Below are 20,856 nucleotides of genomic sequence, written 5' to 3' on the forward strand. Positions count from 1 at the left end.
GCCCCGGACCCCGAGCCGCGGTGATCAGGCGCCGGCCGCGCGGCGATCCATCACGTACTCCGCGAAAGCGGTGATCACCAGAGACGGGTTGGCGCCGCCGGCGTTGCCGGGGTTGAGCGCACCGTCGACCACCCGGATCGCGGGATGCCCCCGCAGGCGGCCGGAATCGTCGGTCGCGAGGCCGATCGGCGCACCGCCCAGGAGGTGCGCGGTCGCCGACACGGGCAGCCCGTTGCCGCCCAGGCCCAGACCGGGGACGGGCCCGCCGACCGGGACACCGGGCAGCGGATCCACCGCGACGCCGCCGTTCACGTCGATCACGCGATGCAGGACGCGCGAGTTCGCGGCCTGCGCGTCGCGCGCGAGGGTGTACGGCGGCACCAGCAGCGCCGCCCGCCCGCCGACCGTCGTCCACGCGGTGCGGTTCTCCCAGTCGACGGTCTCGGTGAACCAGCCGATCGCGGGGACGGGCAGCGGCATGCCGGCGGTCTCGACCCGCACGGGGAGGTGGTTCGGGTCGTCGTCGACGAAGGCGGAGGTGACGATGGGCGCCGCCTGGATCTCGAGGGGGCGGGCGACGATGCGGGAGCTGAACTGATTGCCGTTGTCACCGACCCCGGTGCCCACGTGCTCGTTCATCCTGGTCAGCCCGCCGTCGAGGCGCGAGTTCAGGAGCAGCTCGGTGCTCCCCCAGGCTCCGGCTCCGAGGTAGAGCTCGTCACAGGTGTAGCTCCGCCTCCGCAGGACGCGCCCCGCGACGTCGAGTTCCTCGGCGTGCACCGCGATCCGATTCCGCTCCTGCACCAGGCCGGTGACGCGGTGCAGCGGCCGCAGTCGCACGGTGCCCGTGGCGAGGGCCTCGCCGAGGTACGTGCTCGACAGCTCCCGCTTGCTGCCGTTGCTGTTGCCGAAGACGATCTCGCCGGCGATCATCGAGGGCCGCACCTCGCCGCGCAGCTCGCGGCGCACCACGTCCCAGTCGACCGTGGACAGGAGCGAGGTGCAGGGCCAGCCCGCCCGCGCCATCGACTCCTCGAACTCGCGCATGCCCGCGAACGGCGCGCTGCGGCGCACGTCGTCGGGGATGCGCTGCGCGCGGAGCCGGCGCACGGCGCGGGGGACGTACTCGCCGATCAGCTCGGGATGACGCGGCCCGTGCGGGAAGACCTTGTCGTAGTACGTGCGCTCCGGAGGCACGGTGGCGCCGTGATAGACGACGGAGCCGCCGCCGACCGCCGCCGCCCGGGCGACGCCGACACTGCCCGCGATCTCCAGATCGAGCACGCCCGTGCGCCCGACCGCCGGTTCCCACAGGGCGTTCCCGTTCGTCGCGTCGAGCCCCGCGGCGTAGGTGGCGCGGTGGTCGTCGTGTCCGATCCGGCGCCCGCGCTCCAGCACGAGCGTCTCGACGCCCGCGGCGCCGAGCCGGGCGGCGGCGACGGCGCCTCCGAAGCCCGTTCCGATGACGACGGCCGGGAAGTGCGTGCGCTCGGGGACGGCGCCCGCCGGCGCGGGCAGGGCGCCGGCGGCGAGCGTCGCGGCCGCCCCGGCGAGGAACGCGCGCCGATCGAGCACGCGGGTCGTGCGGCTGATCATCCCCGGATTCTAGGTTGCGATCGCAATGCGGGTCCGGGGGATGCGCTACTCCGCGTCGAAGCGGAAGCCCACGCCCCGGACGGTGACGATGCGCCGCTGCCCGCCGGCGTCGTCGCCGATCTTGCGGCGCAGCCAGGAGATGTGCATGTCGAGGGTCTTCGAGCCGCGCAGGTCGGAGTCGCCCCAGACGTCGGCGAGGATCTCCTCGCGCGAGAGCAGCCGCCCCGCGTGCTCCATGAGGAAGCGCAGCAGCTCGAACTCCTTGTTGGCCAGGGCCACGTCGTCGCCGTCGACGGTGACGCGCCGCGCGGTGGCGTCCAGCCGGATGCCGCCGGCCTCGACGACGTCGGGGGCGTCGTGGGCGGGCGCGCTGCGCCGCAGCAGGGCGCGGGTGCGGGCCATGAGCTCGAACATGCGGAAGGGCTTGCCCACGTAGTCGTCGGCGCCCGCATCGAGGCCCACGACGAAGTCCATCTCGTCGGTGCGGGCGGTCAACATGAGCACGGCCAGGTCGGGCCGGGCGGCGCGCACCTCGCGGCACACCTCGAGCCCGTCGAGCTCGGGGAGCCCGAGATCGAGGATGAGCAGGGCGTACTCCTCGTCGAGGGCGCGCCGGAGGGCGTCGGTGCCGGTACCCGCGACGTCCACGTCGTACCCCTCGCGCGAGAGCGCCCGGGCCAGCGGCGATGCGATCGCCTCGTCGTCCTCGGCCAGGAGCACCCGCGTGGTCATGAGCGCCGAGGGTACTCCGCCGAGCCGCCGTCGCGGCCCCGGTACTCGTCCGCGTCGTCCAGCGCGTCGACGAGCAGCGCGTGCGTCGCGGCGATCCGCGGCACGTCCGGGAAGTCGAGCGGGTCCTCCCCCGCGGACTCGACGGTGAGCACGCCGCTGCGCAGCGCCCGGTCGACGAGCCGCTGGTGGTACTGCACCGAGTTGATCCGGCGCAACGGGATGTCGATGCCGCGACGGCGCACGATGCCCGAGCGGAACATGATCCGCACGTCCGTGACCACCAGGTGGGTGGCGCGCCAGACCGCCCACGGGCGCGCCGTCCACCAGCCGACCACCGCGAGCCAGACCACCACCACGGCGAGCAGCAGCCAGTCGGGCAGCGCGCCGTCGAGCTCGGCCCGGCTGAGCAGGCCGAGCGCGACGCCCGCGCCGGCGCACGCGGCGAACAGCACGAGCACCGGCACGATCATCCGCGTGGCGTGCGGGCGGGTGTGCAGCAGGATCCGCTCGTCGTCGACGAGCGCCTTCGCCGGGAAGCCCACGTCTCAGGCCGGCCGCAGGTGGGTCACGTCGCCGGCGGAGAGCACGTGGTTCGTCCCGGCCTCGTCCCGCACCACGATGCGGCCCTCGGCGTCCACGTCGACCGCGGTGCCGCGCAACACCTCGTCGGCGGGGAGCGAGACCGTCACCTCCTGCCCGACGGTGACGCACGCGGCCAGGTAGGCGGCGCGGGCCGCGGCGGGGTCGTCGGTCCAGGCGGTCAGCCCGGCGTCGAGGTGCCGCAGGTAGGCGATGGCCAGCGCGGTGCGGTCGGGGTCCTCGGCGCCCGCCAGCTGGAGCGACGTGGCCGTCTCGACGGGCACGTCGGCCTCGGCGAGCGTGGTGTTGAGGCCCGTGCCGATCACGGCGACGAGGTTCCCGCCGGGCGCGGTCGCCAGCTCGGAGAGGATGCCGGCGGTCTTCCCACCGCGCTTCCCGGGCTCCGCCTCCAGGAGCACGTCGTTCGGCCACTTGAGCCCCGCTGTCAGGCCCGTCACCTCGCGCACGGCCGCGACCGCGGCGACGCCGGTGACCAGGGAGAGCCACCCCGCGCGGGGCGCCGCGGCGGCCGGCACGGCCACCGTGACGGAGATGGAGAGCTGGGTGCCCGCGGGCGCCGACCAGGGGCGCAGGTGGCGGCCGCGGCCGGCGGTCTGGACGTCGGCGATGAGCACGCGGCCGGCCTCGTCGCCCGCGCGGACACCGTCGGCGAGGTCGGCGTTGGTCGAGCCGGTGCTGGGCACCACCGACACCTCGTGCCAGCGCGTGCCGCGCACGGCTGCGGCGATCGCCGTCTGATCGGGAAGCACCACGACCTCCTCCTTCTATGGGCTGTGCGGTTCGGAATCGACTCTATTGGTTAGAGTCGGGTTCATGACGAGTGCCTCCACCACCGACGGCGCCTCCGGCGGCAACACCGCTGACGCCGAGCCCAGCATCCACACCACGGCCGGAAAGCTGGCCGCCTTCCGCAAGAAGGACGCCGAGGCGCTGGCCCCCATGGGCCAGGCGGCCATCGACAAGGTGCACGAGAAGGGCCGGCTCACCGCCCGCGAGCGCGTGCTCGCGCTGCTGGACGAGGGCTCGTTCGTGGAGCTGGACAAGCTCGCCCAGCACCGAGCCACGAACTTCGGCATGGCGGCGCGCCGCCCGGTCGGCGACGGCGTGGTGGCCGGTTACGGCACCATCGACGGCCGCGAGGTGTGCGTCTTCAGCCAGGACTCGACGGTCTTCGGCGGCTCGCTCGGCGAGGTCTACGGCGAGAAGATCGTCAAGGTCATGGACCTGGCCACCAAGACGGGGCGGCCGCTGGTCGGCATCATCGACGGCGCCGGCGCCCGCATCCAGGAGGGCGTCGTCTCGCTCGCCCTGTACTCGCAGATCTTCTTCCGCAACACGCAGGCGTCGGGCGTCATCCCGCAGATCTCCGTGGTGATGGGCGCGGCCGCCGGCGGCCACGTCTACTCCCCCGCGCTGACGGACTTCGTGGTGATGGTGGACCACGAGAGCCAGATGTTCATCACCGGCCCGGACGTCATCAAGTCGGTGACCGGCGAGGAGGTCACCAAGGAGGAGCTGGGCGGCGCCCAGACCCACATGACCAAGTCGGGCACCGCGCACTACGTCGCGTCGGGCGAGCAGGACGCGCTCGACTACGTCCGCGAGCTGCTCACGTACCTGCCGTCGAACAACCGCGCCGAGGCACCGCGCTTCGTGCCGACCGATCCGCTCACGGGCTCGATCGAGGAGTCGGTGAACGACGAGGACCGCGAGCTGGACACGCTGATCCCGGATTCGCCGAACCAGCCCTACGAAATGCACGAGGTCATCCGCCGCCTGCTCGACGACGACGAGTTCCTCGAGATCCAGCCGCAGCGCGCGATGAACATCATCGTCGGCTTCGGCCGCATCGACGGCCGCAGCGTCGGCCTCGTCGCGAACCAGCCCACCCAGCTGGCCGGTTGCCTCGACATCGACGCCTCGGAGAAGGCCGCCCGGTTCGTGCGCTTCTGCGACGCCTTCAACATCCCCATCGTCACGCTGGTGGACGTGCCCGGCTTCCTGCCCGGTACCGGCCAGGAGTACGACGGCATCATCCGGCGCGGCGCGAAGCTGCTCTACGCGTACGGCGAGGCCACCGTCCCGAAGATCACCGTGGTCACCCGCAAGGCGTACGGCGGCGCGTACTGCGTGATGGGCAGCAAGGACATGGGCGCCGACATCAACCTCGCGTGGCCCACCGCCCAGTTCGCCGTGATGGGTGCGGGCGGCGCGGTCGGCTTCGTCTACCGCAAGGAGCTCGCGGAGGCGGCCGACAAGGGCGAGGACGTCGAGGCCCTGCGCCTCAAGCTCCAGGAGGAGTACGAGGACACGCTGGTCAACCCCTACGTGGCTGCCGAGCGCGGCTACGTCGACGCGGTGATCCCGCCCTCGCACACCCGCGGCCAGATCGTCACGGCGCTGAACATGCTCGAGCGCAAGGTGGTCGCCACCCTGCCCAAGAAGCACGGGAACATCCCGCTGTGAGCGCCGACGACAAGCCCGTCGAGGCCAGCGCCGCCGACGTCGAGAAGCTCCGCGCCGCCATCCGGTTCGAGAAGGGCAACCCCTCGGACGTGGACGTCGCCGCCGTCGTCGCGGTGCTCGCCGCGGCCACCGGTTCGGCGCCGCAGACGGGCCCCGAAGGCCCGAAGTCGCTGTGGGGCGATGTCCGCGACCGGATGCGGCCGCAGTACTTCAACGGCCCCAACGCCTTCACCAGCCAGACGCCGCTCTTCTGGACCAAGGGGTCCTGATCCCCGCTCCGGTGCGGCTCGTGCTCGCGTCGGCCTCACCGGCGCGGCTGTCGGTGCTGCGCGCCGCTGGCACCGACCCGCTGGTCTCGGTCTCGCAGGTCGACGAGGACGCCGTCCAGGCCGCACTGCCCACCGGGACCACGCACGAGGACACCGTGCTCGCCCTGGCCCGCGCGAAGGCGCAGGACGTGGCGGCCCGGATCGCCGCTGAACCCGTGCCGGGCCGCGCCGTGGTGATCGGCTGCGACTCGATGCTCTCCATCGACGGCGAGCTGGTCGGCAAGCCCCACACCCCCGAGGTCGCGGCCGCGCGCTGGCGCGCGGTGCGCGGCCGCACGGGCCGCCTTCTCACGGGGCACTGCGCGGTCCTCCTCGACGACGGTGCCGTGGCCGCCGAGTCCGGTGGCACCAGGTCGACGACGCTGCGGTTCGGCGCACCGTCGGACGAGGAGATCGACGCCTACGTCGCGACGGGCGAGCCCCTGGAGGTGGCCGGCGGCTTCACCCTGGACGGGCTCGGCGGCTGGTTCGTCGAGGGCGTCGACGGCGACCCGAGCTCCGTGATCGGCATTTCCCTGCCGTTGACCCGGCGGCTGCTCGCCGAGCTGGGCCTCTCGCCCGTCGAGCTGTGGTCCGACCGGGCGTGATCTTCGCCATCGCGGATGTGCTGGACCTCACAGGATTCTCGATCCGCATTCCGTAAGCATCGCGTTAACTCCGCGCGATCAGGACGTTTCCGCAGCTGAGAAGCGCACTCGACACTTCCCTCGCGTACGCCGTTCGAGCTGCAAGAACACCGAAGTACTTGCCCACCGCGGCCTCCACCAACCCTGGTCAAGGGTCCGGGAGCGTGACGAGCGACACCACTCGTTCGCCTCGCGAAAGGAATGGACGTCGACTTAGCGTCATCCCATGACCACGACGCTCCGCCCCCTCGCCTCCTCCGAGATCGGCTTCGTGGGCCCGCACCCCACCACGTGCGCCTTCGAGCTGACCGTGCGCGGCCCGCTGGACACCGACGCCCTCACCGCCGCCTTCGCCGCGCTGCGCACCGAGCACCCCGCGCTCGACGCCGCCGTCGCCCCCGCCGGCGAGGGCTACGTCTTCGTCGCACCCACCGGCGGCGCCACCCGCACCGACGGTCCCGGCGAGCCGCTGGTCGACCCCGCGGCCGCGCTCGCCCACCTCCGGGTCACCTCGCTCGGCGACCGCCACCGGGTCGCCCTCGCCGTCAACCACGCCCTCGCCGACGGCACCCACCTCTACGGGCTCCTCACCCGCCTGTGGTCGCACTACACCGCGCTGGTGCGCACCGGCACGACGGACGTCGCGGCGCCGCAGCCCTTCCCGGACTCCGCCCAGCGGGTCCTCGCCGGCCTCGACGTCCCGAAGGTCAGCACCGGCCGCGCCCGGCTCGAGGGCGCGCGCTGGTACGGGAACGCGCCCGTCCTCGGCCCGCGGGACCGCGACGCTGTGCTCCCCGAGACGATCTCGCTGCGCTTCCCCGCCGAGACCACCGCGGGCCTGCTGGCCGCCGCCGAGGGCATCGGCCTGAACGCCCTGCTCTCGGGCATCCTGCTCACCGCCGAGCGGGCCGGCTTCCTCGACGAGGACCCCGCGGCGCCCGTCCGGATCGGCGCCATGACCCTCGTCGACCTGCGGCGCCGGGTGCGCCCACTGCTCGGACCCACCGAGGTGACCAACTTCGTCGGCGCCTCGTACGCCGCCGCCGAGCTCACCGCCGCGTCCGACCCCGCCGCGGTGGGTGAGGACCTCGCCCGGACGGTCCGCAGGGACGTGCGCGGCGGCCGCGCCCTCACCGCGCTGGCCGTCGCGGCCCCGGCGGGCGAGGCCTCCGAGCCGCCCGTGGTGCTCAGCAACCTCGGCCCCCTCGACGTGGAGCTCCCCGACGGCCTGGTCGCCGAGGATCTTCGCCCCGTCCTGTCCATGGACTCCGCCGGGCTGCACCTGCCCGCCGGTCCGCGCCGGCCCGCCCCGTCGGCCACGATCCACCAGGTCTCCACCTTCCGCGGTCGCCTCGGCATCGAGGCGATCACCCTGGGCGGCACCGCCTCCGCGGCCGCCCGCGCCGCCGTCGCCGACCGCATCGACGCCCTCGTCCACGCCGCCGCCCGCCGGGCGCCCGCGGCCTGAGCCGCGTACTGCCGCCCCGCGCACCCGCCGTCCAGAACAGGAGCCGCACATGCAGAACCACCGCGCACTCACCTTCTCCGAGGCCTCCTTCGTGCGGCCCACCTCGCGCGAGGTGATCGGCACGTCGTTCGAGCTGCGGGGCGTCGTCGACGGCACCGCGCTGCGCTCGGCCTTCACCGCCCTGTTGGAGGAGTATCCGGTTCTCGCGGCGCGCATCGTGGACGTCAAGGGCCGCCCGCACTTCGCCCCCGGCGACGCCGCCGTGGCCGCAGCGATCGGTTTCCGCGACACCACGGCGCCGTGGACCGGCTACGAGCAGACGCCGCCCTGGTTCGTCGGCTCCGAGCAGCTGGCGGCCCTGGCGCTCACCGGTATCGGCGACCGGTACCGGCTCACCCTGTGGGCCAGCCACGCCGCGACCGACGGATCCGGCATCGTCGCGATCGCCGCCCGGCTGTTCGAGCTGTACACCGCGCTCGCCAGCGGCGCGACGCCGATCATCCGGCGCGCCAACGATTTCCCCACCGAGCCGCACCTGGTGATGGCGGCGCGCGGGCACCTCCCGGAGGAGTTGGACTACGAGGAGCGGCTGGCGGGCACCGTCTGGCACGGCGCGGTCCCGGTCGACTTCCCGGACGAGCCGGGCCCCGACGTCGACGACGCGCTCCGGGCCCGGTTCACGACGGGCGAGACCGCGGCCCTGGAGGCCGCCGCCCGCGCCCACGGCGTCTCCGCGCACGCGCTGGTCAGCGGCCTCATCGCGCGCGCCGAGCTCGCCGAGTGCGCCGAGGACGCGGCGGTCGCGCTGCTGACCCCCGTCGACTTCCGCGCCCGCGTCTCCCCGCCCATCCCGCTGCGATCGGTGACCGCGCTCTGCGGCTTCTCCTACGTCGCGGTCAGCGACGCCCCCGCCGCGGAGATCGCCCGCACCGTGGCCGACCGGATCCGCGCCGACGTGCGCGACGGCACCGTGCTGCGGACCGCGGTGAGCCCGATGCCGGATCCGCGGACCCGCCGCCACGGCCCGCCCGTCCTCATCAGCAACCTCGGCGTCGTGCCGGATCCCGTCGCGCCCGCGGGGCTCGAGGTCCTCGACTTCCATGCGCAGATCGTGCGGAGCGCCACGGGGATCCGCGAGTACGCCGCGGGCCACACGGGCCCGGGCCTCCCGGCCGCGCCGATCGGCACCTCGTACCTGGTCTCGGCCTTCGGCGGCCGCCTCTCGATCGAGGTGCGGGCGCTGCCGGGCACGCTCGACGGTGCCGTCCGCCTCCGCCTCCTGGAACGGATCGCGGACGGGGTGCACGCGCTGCTCGAGATCGGCACCGCGGCATGACCGTCCCGCTCGCCGATACCGAATCGCCGCCGGCCCCGCCGGTGGCGCTGCTCGTCGACGTCGGCCTCCAGTTGGGCGTGTACTTCGCGCTGCGCTACCTGGTCGGCGCGAGCCAGCTCGTCGCCCTCGTCACCGGCACCACCCTGGTGGCACTCCGGATCCTGGCCCGCTCGCTCGTGCGCCGCGCGACCGACCCGCTGGAGCTGTTCACCCTCACCCTCCTCGCCGGCTCCATCACGGCCGCCGCGATCTCGGGCAGCCCCCGCGTGATCCTGCTGGTGGAGACGGCGATCGGTGCACTGATGGCCGTCGCGATCGCCGCCGGCCTGGTGCTGCGGCGGCGGGCCGTCGCGACGCTCATGATGCGGCTGACGGTGCGCGGCGACGCCGATCGGGCCCAGCGGTGGAACCGCCGGGTCCGCACCGAACGGCGCTGCGTCCGGGCGATCGGCACCGTCGATCCGCTGTGGCTCGCCGCGGTCGTCGCCAGCACCACGGCCTCGATCACGGCGGCCCTGGGCCTGCCGATCGACTACGCCGTCGTCGCGTGCCAGGTGATCCCGTTGCTGGTCGCCGTCCCGGTGCTGCCGCTCACCCTGCTGCTCCTGCGCCCCGTCCGGGCCGCGCTCGCCGACGCACCCGGCGCGGAGCCCGCCGCGCGGGCCCCTCGAACCGATCTCCACCCGACCGTCGAAAGGACGAACTGACATGAAGGTCTGCATCCTCGCCATGGGGAGCCGCGGCGACGTCCAGCCGACGATCGCGATCGGGCTCGCGCTGCGCGCCCGCGGACACGACGTGACGATCGCCGCGATGGGTGATCCCCTGGTGCGACTCATCCGCTCCGCGGGCCTGGACGCGCACCGGCTCAACGACTTCGTGCCGGACTACGACGACGACTACCGCGACGTCATCCACCGGCCGGTCGAGCGGATGCGGGCCTACGGGCGCTGGCTGATCCGCAACATCGCCACCATCTCCCGCGAGACCGAGATCGTGTGCCGCGACGCCGACGTGGTGCTCACCCACTCGGACGCCGTCGATTTCGCCCTGCCCATCACCCGGCGCAGCGGCGCGACCATCATCAGCTACCGGTTCTTCCCCGGCACCACCAACAGCGTCTACCCCATGACGCAGTACACGCCGGCCGGCCTGACCAGCGACGTGCTGTCCCGCTCGCCCCGCATGGTCAAACGGGCGACGTGGGCCCTCGGCGATTCCTTCACCTGGACCCACGTGCGGGCGGCGGTGAACTTCCACCGGATGTCGGTCGGCGAAGCGCCGTACCGGTCGCGGCGCGCGAAGAACCGCGACGCCGACGAGATCGTCGACCTGCAGCTCTACGATCCCGCCCTCACCCCGGACCTGGTCCCCGAGTTCAGCCGGACCCGGCCGATGCTCGGCTTCCTCGAGGTGCCGGCCGAGGCCTGGTCGCGTCGGGGCGAGCAGAAGCGCACGGACGCCGACCTCATGGCCTGGCTCGCGGCCGGCGACGCCCCGATCTACTGGGGCTTCGGCAGCATGCGCATCGCGGATCCGGACGGCATGGCGCGCACCTTCGCCCGCGTCTGCGCCGAGCGCGGCCGGCGCGGCCTCATCGTCGCCGGGTGGAGCGATCTGACGGGCGCAGACCTCGGCGATCACGTCCGCGTCGTCGACGAGGTGGTGCACGCCGAGGTGCTGCCGCACTGCGCCGCCGCCGTGCACCACGGCGGCGCCGGCACCACCGCCGCGTCGCTGCGGGCCGGGCTGCCCACCTTGATCTGCCCCGTCCTCGCGGACCAACCCTTCTGGGGCGCCCGCGTCACCGACCTCGGTGTCGGCGCCTGCCTGCCGATGCGCAACGTCACCGCGGAGCGCCTGCACGCGGCCTTCGACCTGCTGCTCGATCCGGCCACTCGCCGTCGCGCGCAGCGGATCTCCTCGCTCATCGACCTCGACGACATCCCGGCCCGCCGCGCGGCGACCATCATCGAGTCGATCGCGGAGGACGACGGGGTGGACGTGCGGCCGGTCGTGGCGCCCGACACGGTCGACTTCGACGCCGCCGACGTGGTCTCCCTCGCCGGACTGGAGGTGTGACATGTCCCGACGCGCACTGACGCCGCTCGAGATCCCCTACGTGCTCACGGGGACCGTCTCCAGCGGCAGCTTCACCGTCCGCGGCCCCGTCGACGCGGGCCGCCTGGCCCGGGCCTACGCCGGGCTCCGCCGGGAACACCCCGTCCTCGCGGGCCGGATCGAGGCGCACGCCTTCGGTTTCGACCTGGTCGCCCCGGACGCCGCGCCCGACGAGGGCGCCGCGCCGATCCAGGTCGAACTGCGCCCCTTCGCGCCCGGCGACGTGCGGCTCGGCATCGACGCCGAGCGGGCGATCGCCGCGGTCCAGCTCGTCTCCGACGGCGACCTGCACCGCGTCACGCTCGGCGTGAGCCACGCCGTCGCGGACGGCGCGCACGCCCTGTACCTGAATCTGCGCCTGTGGGAGCTGTACTCGGGCGCCGAGCCCGCGCAGCCCGCCGGCCTCCCCGCCGCCCCGACCGAGCTGGCGGACCGCCTCGCGGACGGACTGCCGGCGAGCGAGCCGCCGGCCGCTTCCGTCGTCGAGGTGGTCCCCACCGCGGCGGTGCCCTCCGCCGCGGACGTCGACGCCGGGGACTTCGCCTTCGACCGGATCCGCCTCGACCCCACCGCGACCGAGGCGCTGCGCCGCCGCGCCAAGGAGGCGGGACTGAGCCTCCACGGCCTCCTCGCCGGGATCATCGTCGCCGCCGAGCGCGCCGAACTCGACCGCCCCGCCGACGAGGCCGTCCCGCTCGCCGTGTTCAGCCCCGTCGACCTCCGGGCGCGCGCCGAGCCCGCCGTCCCCGCAGCGGCGGTCACCAACTTCGCCGGGTCGTCGACGGTGCCCGTCGCGGTGCGCGGCGACACGACGCCCGAGGAGATCGGTCGCATCGTCCTGGAGCGGCTCCGTGCGGACCTCGCGGACGGCACCGTCGCCGCCGCGCTCGCCGGCGCCGCCCCGGTCACGGTGACCGGCGGAGTCCCGGTGCGGCTGAGCAACATCGGCGCGATTCCGGCACCGTCGACCCCGGCGGGCGTCGCGGCCCTGGACTTCCACACCAGCTCGGAGGTCGACATCGAGCGGGTCCGCGCGCTGGTTCGCCACGCGCCGCCCGAGGCGCTGGCACCGCTGGTCGGCCTGCACCACCACGCGCTCACCTTCGACGGGCGGCTGTCGATCGAACTGCGGCACGCGCCGGGCACCCTCGCGTCCGACGCCGCCCGCCGCATCCGGGACCGGATCACCGCCGGCCTCGTCGGCGCGGAGGCCGCCGCATGACGGCCGACCTGTTGGCGTTCGTGGATCAGGGCGCGGCGTCGGGCACCCGCGCGACCGGCCGCAACTCGCTCATCCAGGTGACCTGGGTCTACGACGACGGCGTCGACCTCGCCGGGCTCGACCGCTTCCGCACCGCGCTCACCGGCGGGCTCCTGGGCCGCCGGATCGCCCACTCACCGCTGCCCTTCGGCCGGGACCGCTGGGTGGCGACCGCCGCCGCACCGCGGATCGCGGTGGAGGCCGCACCGCGCCCGCGCGCGGCGATCGACGGCTGGCTCGACGAGCGCGCAGCCGCGCCGATCGACCCGTGGTCGGGGCCCGGCTGGCACCTCGGGGTGCTGCCCCTGACCGACGGCGGCTCCGCCGTGACCCTGGTGGTCTCGCACGTCCTCGCCGACGGGGTGGGCACCGCGACCGCCGTCGCGGAGGCGGCGCTGGGTGCCGTCCGCGACCTGCCCTACCCGCGCGAGGCCGCGCCGCCGGTGCGGGCCGCCCGCCGCGACGCCGCCCTGACGGTGCGCGCGCTGCCCGCCGCCGCGCGGGCCGCCGCGGCCGCCGCCCGCCTCGCGCGAGGACGCCTCGAGCACGCCGGCGCCGCGCCCACGGATCCCGCGCCGACCCACCCCGTCGGCCAGGACCGCTGGGCCGTCGCGCATCTCGACCGCGCGTCGCTCGCCGCGCGCGCCGCCGCATCGGGCGGCACCGAGTCGACCCTGCTGTTCCGCGCCGCCGCGCGGATCGCTGCCGGACTCGGTTGGGTCCGACCCGACGGGCAGGCCGTGCTCGGCCTCTCGGTGAACCGCCGCGAGGACGGCGACCTGCGCGGCAACGCGATCGTCGATGCGGAGCTCCTCGTCGACCCGGCGACGGGTCCCGACGGCGTGGTGGCCCTGCGCGCCGACCTCAAGGGCGTGCTCGGCGCGCTCCCCGACGCCGGGCGCTACGACGCCTTCGGCCCCCTCCTCACGCTGCTGCCGCGCCGCACGCTGGCGGCTCTCATCGACGCGCCACCCGATCCGGCGCATCCCGTGACGACGTGCGCCGGCGTCGGCGCCCTGCCCGCGCCGGTCCGCGCGCCCGACGGCACTCCGGCGGACCGCGCCTGGTTCCGCCTGGCGTGGTCCCCGCTGCCGGGGCGGATCGCGCGGCCGCGTCCGCCGTACCTCTACGTCGGGTGGACGGGCACGGAGACCGAGACGTCGTTGTTCGTCGCGAGCAACCTCGCGGCCGCCGCCGACCTGCGCGGGGTCGTCGGGCGATCGGTGCCCGAGTTCGCGGACCACTGAGCGCGGGGACACGCGCCCGCCCGGGGTCGCCGCGGCGCGGCCGGAGCGCGCGGGGGCTAGGCTGGCGGACGTGGCTATCGAGACCGATCCGAGCGCGGAACTGCAGGACTACGCACACCCCGAGCGCCTCGTCACCGCGGACTGGCTGAGCGGGCACCTGGGGGTCCCCGGCCTCAAGGTGATCGAGTCCGACGAGGACGTGCTCCTCTATGACATCGGGCACATCCCGACCGCACAGAAGGTGGACTGGCACCTGCACCTGAACGACCCGGTGACGCGCGACTACATCACCGGCGAGCAGTTCGCGGAACTCATGCGCGCCAAGGGCATCAGCCGCGACGACACCGTCGTGATCTACGGCGACAAGTCCAACTGGTGGGCCGCGTACGCGCTGTGGGTGTTCACCCTCTTCGGACATCCGGACGTGCGCCTCCTCGACGGCGGCCGCGACAAGTGGATCAGCGACGCACGCGACGTCTCGCTCGAGCAGCCCGAGTACCCGCGCAGCGACTACCCCGTCGTCGACCGCGACGACACGGTGATCCGCGCCTTCGCCGATCAGGTCCGCGCCGACCTCGGCACCCGCGCCCTCGTCGACGTGCGGTCGCCGCAGGAGTACACCGGCGAGCGCACCCACATGCCCGACTATCCGGAGGAGGGCGCCCTGCGCGGCGGTCACATCCCCACCGCGGTGTCGATCCCGTGGGCGAAGGCGGCCCGGCAGGACGGCCGGTTCCTCCCCCACGCCGACCTCCTCGATGTGTACGGCGGCCTGGATCCGAAGGCGCCCGTCACGGCGTACTGCCGCATCGGCGAGCGCTCCAGTCACACCTGGTTCGTGCTCACCCACCTGCTCGGCTTCGCGGACGTCAAGAACTACGACGGCTCGTGGACCGAGTGGGGCAACACCGTGCGGGCCCCCATCGTGCGCGGCGAGGAGCCCGGCGCCGCGCCCGGCGCATGAGCGCCCTCCCTCCGCCTCTGGCGGAGATCGTCGACGACTTCGCCGGGGTCGGCGAACAGGACCGGCTCGAGCTGCTGCTGGAGTTCTCGCGCGAGCTGCCCGAGCTCCCCGAGCACCTGACCGCGGCGGCGATGGAGCCCGTCCCGGAGTGCCAGTCGCCGCTGTTCCTCGACGTCGACGCCTCGGATCCCGAGGCGGTGCGACTCTACTTCAGCGCGCCGCCCGAGGCGCCGACCACCCGCGGCTTCGCGTCGATCCTCGCGCAGGGCCTGGACGGGCAGTCGGCCGCCGCGATCGTCGCCGTGCCCGACGACTTCCACCACGCCCTCGGCCTCGACGCCGTGGTCAGCCCGCTGCGCCTGCGCGGCATGTCGGCGATGCTCGCCCGCATCAAGCGCCGGCTCGCCGGGTAGCCCGGTCCTTCGAGCGAGCCCGCCATGCACTTCACCGAACTGGACGCGTACCCGCTGCGCCCGGGTGAACTGCGCAACTGGATCCCCACGACGGGGCCGGCCGCGCGCTGGCGCGACGATCCGCGCGCCACGTCGCACGTTCACGAGGCGCATCTGCGGGGCGCGCAGGCGGTGCTGCAGCGCCGGCACATCGACGGCGGCCGCGAGTCCTGGCTGGGCCTCGGCATCGAGTTCGACGAGCCGCTGTCCATCCCCGGGATGCGCACCGCGCTGCGCGCGTGGATCGACCGCCACGAGGTGCTGCGCACCCACGTCTTCCTCGAGGACGACCGGCCGCGCCGCCGGAGCGCGCAGACCGCCACCGTCGACCTGCGGATCAAGGTCATCGGCACCTACCGCTCCACCGGGCCCCTCGCCGAGCAGCTGCTGGGCGAGTTCGACCGGTCGACGGCCCCGCTGACCTGGCCGGCATACCTGTTCTCGACGGTGGCGCGGGAGGACTCCTTCACCCTGTTCTTCGCCGCGGACCACTCCCTGCTCGACGGCTACTCCCTCATCCTCAGCCCCTACGAGCTGCGCGAGTTCTACCGCGAGGCCGTGCACGGCGAGCAGCCCCGCCTGCTGCCCACCGGCAGCTACGTCGACTACTCGGACACCGACCGGCAGTCGGCTGACCGGGCCGGCGCGAGCCACCCGGCGGCCCGGATGTGGGACGAGTACCTCAGCGAGACCGGCTTCAAGCCCGACCCCTTCCCCATGCCGCTGTTGCCGCTCAGCGCGAAGGTGCTCGCCGACGAGACGCGGGCCGCGCTCAGTCGCGATCCCGACGGGGTGCCCAGGCTGCCGCAGGGCGCGCTGAACTTCCATCTGCTCGACGACGACCGGTCCAACAACTTCACCCGCGTGTGCTCGGAGTCGGGCGCCTCGCTGGTGACCGGGGTCCTCGCGTGCATGGCGAAGATCAACACCGACCTGGGCTTCGGCCCCGTGTTCCGCTGCGCCGTCACCCGGCACACCCGCGACGCCGAGCAGTGGATCGCGGCGCTCGGCTGGTTCGTCGGCATCGCGCCCTTCCGGCTCGACACCACCGGCACCCGCACCTTCGGCGAGCTGGCGCAGCGGGCGCAGGCCGCGTGGAAGCACTCCAAGGCCGGCAGCACCCTGCCCTACCTGCGCATCGGCGAGGTCCTCGCGGACGAGCCCGGCCGCTCCCAGGCCCCGCCGCCGCGGTTCGTCGTCTCCTTCATGGACACCCGCTCCGCCCCCGGCTCCGAGGTCAACGACGCGGGCGGGGCCGGGGCGCTGCGCTCGCGGGACTACTCGATCGACGACGTCTACCTCTGGATGCTGCGCACACCGTCCGGATTGCACGTGGCGGCGCGCTTCCCCGGCTTCGAAACGGCACACCGGAGTGTCACCCTGTATCTGGGCGCGCTACGTTCGTTGTTGACCGAAATAGGCGATGCGACGGTTACTCGCGGGTAACCGAACCCGGACGGGGACTGTCAGCTGCGCCACAGGTCCGTAGGCATAGACTGAACGTCGACTGTGTTCTACGGGATACCCATGTCGGGGNGCGTCCCCGACGCGCGCCGCAAGGAACGAGGAGATTGAGTGGCAGCCCACGCTGACAAGAAGATCGAGAAGGTGCTGATCGCCAACCGCGGTGAGATCGCCGTCCGCGTCATCCGCGCCGCCCGGGACGCCGGCCTGACCAGCGTCGCCGTGTACGCGGAGCCCGACGCCGGGGCCAAGTTCGTCCGCCTCGCCGACGAGGCCTTCGCCCTGGGCGGACAGACCTCGGCCGAGTCCTACCTGGTCTTCGACAAGATCCTCGACGCCGCCCGCAAATCCGGCGCCGACGCGATCCACCCCGGCTACGGCTTCCTGTCCGAGAACGCCGACTTCGCGCAGGCCGTCATCGACGCGGGCCTGACCTGGATCGGCCCCTCGCCCTCGTCGATCCGCGACCTGGGCGACAAGGTCACCGCGCGGCACATCGCCGAGCGCGCCGAGGCCCCGATGGCGCCCGGCACCAAGGACCCGGTCAAGGACGCCGACGAGGTCGTCGCCTTCGCGCAGGAGTACGGCGTGCCCGTCGCCATCAAGGCGGCGTTCGGCGGTGGCGGCCGCGGCATGAAGGTCGCCTACACCATCGAGGAGATCCCCGAGCTGTTCGAGTCGGCGACCCGTGAGGCCACCGCCGCCTTCGGTCGCGGCGAGTGCTTCGTGGAGCGCTACCTCGACAAGGCCCGCCACGTCGAGGCCCAGGTGATCGCCGACCAGCACGGCAACGTCGTCGTCGCCGGCACGCGCGACTGCTCGCTGCAGCGGCGCTTCCAGAAGCTGGTCGAGGAGGCGCCCGCGCCGTTCCTCACCACGGAGCAGCGCACCGCGATCCACGAGTCGGCCAAGCGCATCTGCCGCGAGGCGGGCTACTACGGCGCCGGCACCGTCGAGTTCCTCGTCGCCGCCGACGGCCTGGTCAGCTTCCTCGAGGTGAACACCCGCCTGCAGGTCGAGCACCCCGTCACCGAGGAGACCGCGGGCATCGACCTCGTGCGCCAGCAGTTCCGTATCGCCGAGGGCAAGGAGCTGACGATCACGGAGGATCCCACTCCCCGCGGTCACAGCTTCGAGTTCCGGATCAACGGCGAGGACGCCGGCCGCGGCTTCCTGCCCGCCCCCGGCCCGATCTCGGTCTACCGCGAGCCCACGGGCCCCGGCGTCCGCGTCGACTCCGGCGTGGACCAGGGCGACGTGATCGGCGGCCAGTTCGACTCGATGCTGGCCAAGCTCATCGTGACCGGCGCGACCCGCGAGGAGGCGCTGGAGCGCTCGCGGCGCGCGCTGGCCGAGTTCGAGGTCGAGGGCCTCGCGACGGTCATCCCGTTCCACCGCCACATCGTCTCCAACCCCGCGTTCGTCGGCGACGAGAACGGCTTCGAGGTCTACACCAAGTGGATCGAGACCGATTGGGAGAACCCGATCGAGCCGTACACCGGCGGCCAGGCCATCGAGGAGGACGACTCCCTGCCGCGCCAGAACGTCGTCGTGGTCGTCGACGGCCGCCGCGTCGAGGTCTCGCTGCCCGGCGAGCTGTCGCTCGGCGGTGGCGGCGCGGCCGGCGGCGCGGGCGTCATCCGCCGCAAGCCGAAGGCCCGCACCCGTGATCGCGGCGCCGGCGTGGCCGCGACGGGCGACTCCGTGACCGCGCCCATGCAGGGCACCGTCGTCAAGGTGGCCGTCGAGGACGGCCAGCAGGTCAGCGCGGGCGACCTCGTCGTCGTGCTCGAGGCCATGAAGATGGAGAACCCGGTCGCCGCGCACAAGGACGGCATCATCACCGGCCTGGCCGTCGAGCCCGGCACCGCCGTCACGCAGGGCACCGTCCTGCTCGAGATCAAGTCCGACGAGGCCTGATCCGGACGGACCGGGAATGGACCCCGTAGGCCTGAACGTCGGGGCGTGGTACCTCACGGAACTGCGCCCCGACGCCTGGCTGGCCGACCGGGCCTACGCCTGGGCCGTGCGCGTGAACACCACCGGCGACTCGATCGGCGAGGTCACCCTGCTCCCCTCGGGGGAGGTCGTCGTCGACGGACCGGACAGCGAGGGCCTGCGCACCGCCCGCGCGGCGGTGGAACGATTCGGCGCGTCGCTCTAGCCAAATCCCCGTGCGCGACCGCCCGACGGGCGATGATCGAGGCATGGCGAGAAAGCCGGAGCCCCCGAAGGCCCCACCCAGCATCAGCGAATCGGTCAACGACCTGGTCGACTCCGTGCGGTCCGCCGCCGGCCGGGCGATGGACAACACCGGCCGGACGGTCACCAGCGTCGGCAAGCTCAGTACCATCCCGCCCGACACCATCGAGCTCATCGCCGAGCTGCCGAAGGTGATGCTCGCGATGGCCGACATGATCGAGCGCGCCAACAACGTGATCGACCGGGTGGAGCGGCTCACCGCCGTCGCCGACCCGGCCCTGAACACCCTCGACGCGGTGCTTCCGCCGCTCGTCGACGTCACGAACAGGCTCAGCGACGTCCAGCGCGGGGTCGAGCGCGGCGTCGGCAGGCTGCCCGGCGTCAACCAGCTCAAGAAGGTCACCGGCCGCGGCGGCGACTGACGCGCTACTCCCCCCGCACGTGGTGCGCGCGCTCGCCCTGCGGGCCGTAGATGCCCAGGTACTCCACGGGCTTCCCGTCGGCGCTGCCGAACCAGTGCGGCAGCCGGGTGTCGAACTCGATCACCTCGCCCGGCTTGATCACCATCTCCTTCTCCCCGAGGATCAGGCGCAGCGCGCCGTCGAGCACGTACACCCAGTGGTAGCCGGGGTGCGAGACCGGCGTGGGCGCGGCCCCGTCACCCGGGCGCGGCCGGATGACCTCCTTGAAGGTGCGCAGGCCACCGGCACGGCGGGTCAGCGGAACGATGGTGCGGTCGCCGTGGCGCTGGGGCTTGAGCCGGACCCGCGGGTCGCCGGTCTCGGGGGCGTCGACGAGCTCGTCGAGCGGGAGCCCGTAGGTCCGGGCGAGCGGGAGCAGCAGTTCCAGCGTGGGCTTGCGCGTGCCGCCCTCCAGACGAGACAGCGTGCTCACCGAGATGCCGGTGGCCTCCGCGACCGCGGTCAGGGTGATGTCGCGCTCCTGCCGGATCGCGCGCAAGCGCGGTCCGACGTGCGCGAGGACGGGATCGTCGATGTCCGGCATCCATCCATTGTGCCGGTACCTCGCGCGACACCTCGATCACGCACCGCCGATCCGACGAGCCGGCAGCGACACCTCGACGCTCTCGTCGCCCTCACCGCGCGCAGCTGTTCCGACACCGGGTGGGCGTGCGGGCGCTCGGTTACGGTGAGAGCCGTGCGCCCACGTGGGCGATCGCAAACCCGAAAGGACTCACATGAAGATCGGCATCATCCTGGGCTCCATCCGCGATGGGCGCAAGGCGGAGGAGGTCGGCACGTGGGTCGCCGCCCACGCCGAGGCGCGTGAGGGCGTCGAGATCACGGTCATCGATCTCAAGGCGTTCGACGTGCCGCTGCTGACCTCCGCCACCGTGCCCGGTGCCGCCAACCGGAACTACGACAGCGCCGCGGTCACCGCGTGGGGCAAGGCCATCGATGCCGAGGACGGCTTCATCTTCGTCACCCCCGAGTACAACCACTCCGTGCCGGGCGGATTCAAGAACGCCTTCGATTCGATCGGTCCCGAGTGGGCCGGCAAGACCGTGGCCTTCGTCGCCTACGGCGCCGACAACGGCGTCCGCTCGGTGGAGCACTGGCGCCAGATCACCGCCAACTTCTCGATGGTCGACGTGCGGGCGCAGGTCAGCCTCGGCCTGTTCACCGACTTCGACGGCGACGGCGCCTTCACGCCGCTGGAGCGTCGCGAGCACGAGCTCGCGACGGTGCTCGACCAGCTGATCGCGGCCACCGCACGCGAACAGGGCTGATCACCGGTTCCGCCGTCTCCGGGCGGCCCGCGCCGCACGGCTGGGCCGCCCGTCGTCGTCCGGGGGCGGGGCGCACGGGCTTGCGGGACGCCGGTGCGCCCGCCGGTCGGGCCGGTCCCGCACCTGCCCGACCGGACGGGCCCGGGGCGACGACCGTACGGTTTCGCCCGCAGCCCCTCCCGCGCACGTCGTTCCGAGCCCACAGTGTTCCTGTGAGGTGGATCACGCCATCTCGCCCGGAC

At 73.6% G+C, this 20,856-nt stretch carries 21 protein-coding genes; 16 read left to right on the forward strand and 5 right to left on the reverse strand.

Annotated features, from left to right (window positions below; genetic code table 11):
* Positions 1-24 precede the first annotated feature (24 nt).
* Genes ACNAYW_RS12425 through ACNAYW_RS12440 form a run of 4 tightly spaced genes read right to left on the reverse strand, consistent with a single transcriptional unit; the run spans position 25 to position 3,680 of the window.
* Positions 25-1,596, reverse strand: a complete 1,572-nt coding sequence (locus ACNAYW_RS12425) for an NAD(P)-binding protein (RefSeq protein ID WP_415850011.1) — start codon at positions 1,594-1,596, stop codon at positions 25-27.
* Between the two features lie 45 nt (positions 1,597-1,641).
* Positions 1,642-2,328 carry a response regulator transcription factor gene (locus tag ACNAYW_RS12430; RefSeq protein ID WP_415850012.1) on the reverse strand — a complete coding sequence of 229 codons (687 nt, stop codon included), beginning with the start codon at positions 2,326-2,328 and terminating at the stop codon, positions 1,642-1,644.
* The gene (locus tag ACNAYW_RS12435; RefSeq protein WP_415850013.1) at positions 2,325-2,870 is read right to left on the reverse strand and encodes a PH domain-containing protein; all 546 of its coding nucleotides are present in this window, start codon (positions 2,868-2,870) and stop codon (positions 2,325-2,327) included. Before ACNAYW_RS12435 ends, ACNAYW_RS12430 begins: the two co-directional genes overlap by 4 nt.
* A 3-nt stretch (positions 2,871-2,873) precedes the next feature.
* Positions 2,874-3,680, reverse strand: a complete 807-nt coding sequence (locus ACNAYW_RS12440) for a biotin--[acetyl-CoA-carboxylase] ligase (RefSeq protein ID WP_415850014.1) — start codon at positions 3,678-3,680, stop codon at positions 2,874-2,876.
* Between the two features lie 61 nt (positions 3,681-3,741).
* Here ACNAYW_RS12440 and ACNAYW_RS12445 point away from each other — a divergent pair, with 61 nt between their 5' ends.
* The 15 genes from ACNAYW_RS12445 (at position 3,742) to ACNAYW_RS12515 (ending at position 19,286) form a co-directional block, all read left to right on the forward strand.
* Positions 3,742-5,394: an acyl-CoA carboxylase subunit beta gene (locus ACNAYW_RS12445; RefSeq protein ID WP_415850015.1), complete on the forward strand. Its 1,653-nt coding sequence runs from the start codon at positions 3,742-3,744 to the stop codon at positions 5,392-5,394.
* A complete protein-coding gene (locus ACNAYW_RS12450) occupies positions 5,391-5,663 on the forward strand; it encodes an acyl-CoA carboxylase epsilon subunit (protein WP_415850016.1) in 273 nt (90 codons plus the stop codon). Before ACNAYW_RS12445 ends, ACNAYW_RS12450 begins: the two co-directional genes overlap by 4 nt.
* Positions 5,664-5,683: 20 nt before the next feature.
* Positions 5,684-6,310, forward strand: a complete 627-nt coding sequence (locus ACNAYW_RS12455) for a Maf family protein (protein WP_458630002.1) — start codon at positions 5,684-5,686, stop codon at positions 6,308-6,310.
* A 265-nt stretch (positions 6,311-6,575) separates the two neighbouring features.
* Positions 6,576-7,817 (forward strand): phthiocerol/phthiodiolone dimycocerosyl transferase family protein, encoded by a 1,242-nt coding sequence (locus ACNAYW_RS12460; protein WP_415850018.1) that lies wholly within the window; start codon positions 6,576-6,578, stop codon positions 7,815-7,817.
* Between the two features lie 49 nt (positions 7,818-7,866).
* The gene (locus tag ACNAYW_RS12465; protein WP_415850019.1) at positions 7,867-9,153 is read left to right on the forward strand and encodes a phthiocerol/phthiodiolone dimycocerosyl transferase family protein; all 1,287 of its coding nucleotides are present in this window, start codon (positions 7,867-7,869) and stop codon (positions 9,151-9,153) included.
* On the forward strand, positions 9,150-9,860 hold the full coding sequence (locus ACNAYW_RS12470) for a VC0807 family protein (RefSeq protein ID WP_415850020.1): 711 nt from the start codon (positions 9,150-9,152) through the stop codon (positions 9,858-9,860). Before ACNAYW_RS12465 ends, ACNAYW_RS12470 begins: the two co-directional genes overlap by 4 nt.
* Position 9,861: 1 nt before the next feature.
* Positions 9,862-11,235 (forward strand): glycosyltransferase, encoded by a 1,374-nt coding sequence (locus ACNAYW_RS12475; protein ID WP_415850021.1) that lies wholly within the window; start codon positions 9,862-9,864, stop codon positions 11,233-11,235.
* Position 11,236: 1 nt separating this feature from the next.
* Positions 11,237-12,496, forward strand: coding sequence for a phthiocerol/phthiodiolone dimycocerosyl transferase family protein (locus ACNAYW_RS12480; protein ID WP_415850022.1), 1,260 nt, complete (start codon positions 11,237-11,239; stop codon positions 12,494-12,496).
* A complete protein-coding gene (locus tag ACNAYW_RS12485; protein ID WP_415850023.1) occupies positions 12,493-13,782 on the forward strand; it encodes a hypothetical protein in 1,290 nt (429 codons plus the stop codon). The genes ACNAYW_RS12480 and ACNAYW_RS12485 overlap by 4 nt, the downstream gene beginning before the upstream one ends.
* Before the next feature lie 70 nt (positions 13,783-13,852).
* On the forward strand, positions 13,853-14,746 hold the full coding sequence (locus ACNAYW_RS12490) for a sulfurtransferase (RefSeq protein WP_415850024.1): 894 nt from the start codon (positions 13,853-13,855) through the stop codon (positions 14,744-14,746).
* Positions 14,743-15,159 carry a SufE family protein gene (locus tag ACNAYW_RS12495; protein WP_415850025.1) on the forward strand — a complete coding sequence of 139 codons (417 nt, stop codon included), beginning with the start codon at positions 14,743-14,745 and terminating at the stop codon, positions 15,157-15,159. Before ACNAYW_RS12490 ends, ACNAYW_RS12495 begins: the two co-directional genes overlap by 4 nt.
* A gap of 24 nt (positions 15,160-15,183) precedes the next feature.
* Positions 15,184-16,644, forward strand: coding sequence for a condensation domain-containing protein (locus ACNAYW_RS12500; protein WP_415850026.1), 1,461 nt, complete (start codon positions 15,184-15,186; stop codon positions 16,642-16,644).
* A gap of 129 nt (positions 16,645-16,773) precedes the next feature.
* Positions 16,774-18,582 (forward strand): acetyl/propionyl/methylcrotonyl-CoA carboxylase subunit alpha, encoded by a 1,809-nt coding sequence (locus ACNAYW_RS12505; protein WP_415850027.1) that lies wholly within the window; start codon positions 16,774-16,776, stop codon positions 18,580-18,582.
* A 16-nt stretch (positions 18,583-18,598) separates the two neighbouring features.
* The gene (locus ACNAYW_RS12510) at positions 18,599-18,826 is read left to right on the forward strand and encodes a hypothetical protein (protein ID WP_415850028.1); all 228 of its coding nucleotides are present in this window, start codon (positions 18,599-18,601) and stop codon (positions 18,824-18,826) included.
* Between the two features lie 43 nt (positions 18,827-18,869).
* Positions 18,870-19,286, forward strand: coding sequence for a hypothetical protein (locus ACNAYW_RS12515; RefSeq protein WP_415850029.1), 417 nt, complete (start codon positions 18,870-18,872; stop codon positions 19,284-19,286).
* 4 nt (positions 19,287-19,290) lie between these two features.
* Here ACNAYW_RS12515 and ACNAYW_RS12520 read toward each other — a convergent pair whose 3' ends face one another.
* On the reverse strand, positions 19,291-19,869 hold the full coding sequence (locus ACNAYW_RS12520) for a helix-turn-helix domain-containing protein (protein WP_415850030.1): 579 nt from the start codon (positions 19,867-19,869) through the stop codon (positions 19,291-19,293).
* A gap of 193 nt (positions 19,870-20,062) precedes the next feature.
* On the opposite strand from ACNAYW_RS12520, the gene ACNAYW_RS12525 reads away from it, so the two are divergent.
* On the forward strand, positions 20,063-20,614 hold the full coding sequence (locus tag ACNAYW_RS12525) for an NADPH-dependent FMN reductase (RefSeq protein WP_415850031.1): 552 nt from the start codon (positions 20,063-20,065) through the stop codon (positions 20,612-20,614).
* The last annotated feature ends 242 nt before the right edge of the window (positions 20,615-20,856 follow it).

The organism is Tsukamurella ocularis (assembly GCF_965138335.1).
In the GTDB taxonomy this organism is placed as follows: Bacteria; Actinomycetota; Actinomycetes; order Mycobacteriales; family Mycobacteriaceae; genus Tsukamurella; species Tsukamurella ocularis_A.

Bases quoted from the DNA above. Each gene is read 5' to 3' on its own strand.
- ACNAYW_RS12425 (WP_415850011.1), bottom strand. From the start codon at position 1,596: ATGATCAGCCGCACGACCCGCGTGCTCGATCGGCGCGCGTTCCTCGCC.
- ACNAYW_RS12430 (WP_415850012.1), bottom strand. From the start codon at position 2,328: ATGACCACGCGGGTGCTCCTGGCCGAGGACGACGAGGCGATCGCATCG.
- ACNAYW_RS12445 (WP_415850015.1), top strand. From the start codon at position 3,742: ATGACGAGTGCCTCCACCACCGACGGCGCCTCCGGCGGCAACACCGCT.
- ACNAYW_RS12460 (WP_415850018.1), top strand. From the start codon at position 6,576: ATGACCACGACGCTCCGCCCCCTCGCCTCCTCCGAGATCGGCTTCGTG.
- ACNAYW_RS12465 (WP_415850019.1), top strand. From the start codon at position 7,867: ATGCAGAACCACCGCGCACTCACCTTCTCCGAGGCCTCCTTCGTGCGG.
- ACNAYW_RS12470 (WP_415850020.1), top strand. From the start codon at position 9,150: ATGACCGTCCCGCTCGCCGATACCGAATCGCCGCCGGCCCCGCCGGTG.
- ACNAYW_RS12475 (WP_415850021.1), top strand. From the start codon at position 9,862: ATGAAGGTCTGCATCCTCGCCATGGGGAGCCGCGGCGACGTCCAGCCG.
- ACNAYW_RS12480 (WP_415850022.1), top strand. From the start codon at position 11,237: ATGTCCCGACGCGCACTGACGCCGCTCGAGATCCCCTACGTGCTCACG.
- ACNAYW_RS12485 (WP_415850023.1), top strand. From the start codon at position 12,493: ATGACGGCCGACCTGTTGGCGTTCGTGGATCAGGGCGCGGCGTCGGGC.
- ACNAYW_RS12495 (WP_415850025.1), top strand. From the start codon at position 14,743: ATGAGCGCCCTCCCTCCGCCTCTGGCGGAGATCGTCGACGACTTCGCC.
- ACNAYW_RS12500 (WP_415850026.1), top strand. From the start codon at position 15,184: ATGCACTTCACCGAACTGGACGCGTACCCGCTGCGCCCGGGTGAACTG.
- ACNAYW_RS12510 (WP_415850028.1), top strand. From the start codon at position 18,599: ATGGACCCCGTAGGCCTGAACGTCGGGGCGTGGTACCTCACGGAACTG.
- ACNAYW_RS12515 (WP_415850029.1), top strand. From the start codon at position 18,870: ATGGCGAGAAAGCCGGAGCCCCCGAAGGCCCCACCCAGCATCAGCGAA.
- ACNAYW_RS12520 (WP_415850030.1), bottom strand. From the start codon at position 19,869: ATGCCGGACATCGACGATCCCGTCCTCGCGCACGTCGGACCGCGCTTG.
- ACNAYW_RS12525 (WP_415850031.1), top strand. From the start codon at position 20,063: ATGAAGATCGGCATCATCCTGGGCTCCATCCGCGATGGGCGCAAGGCG.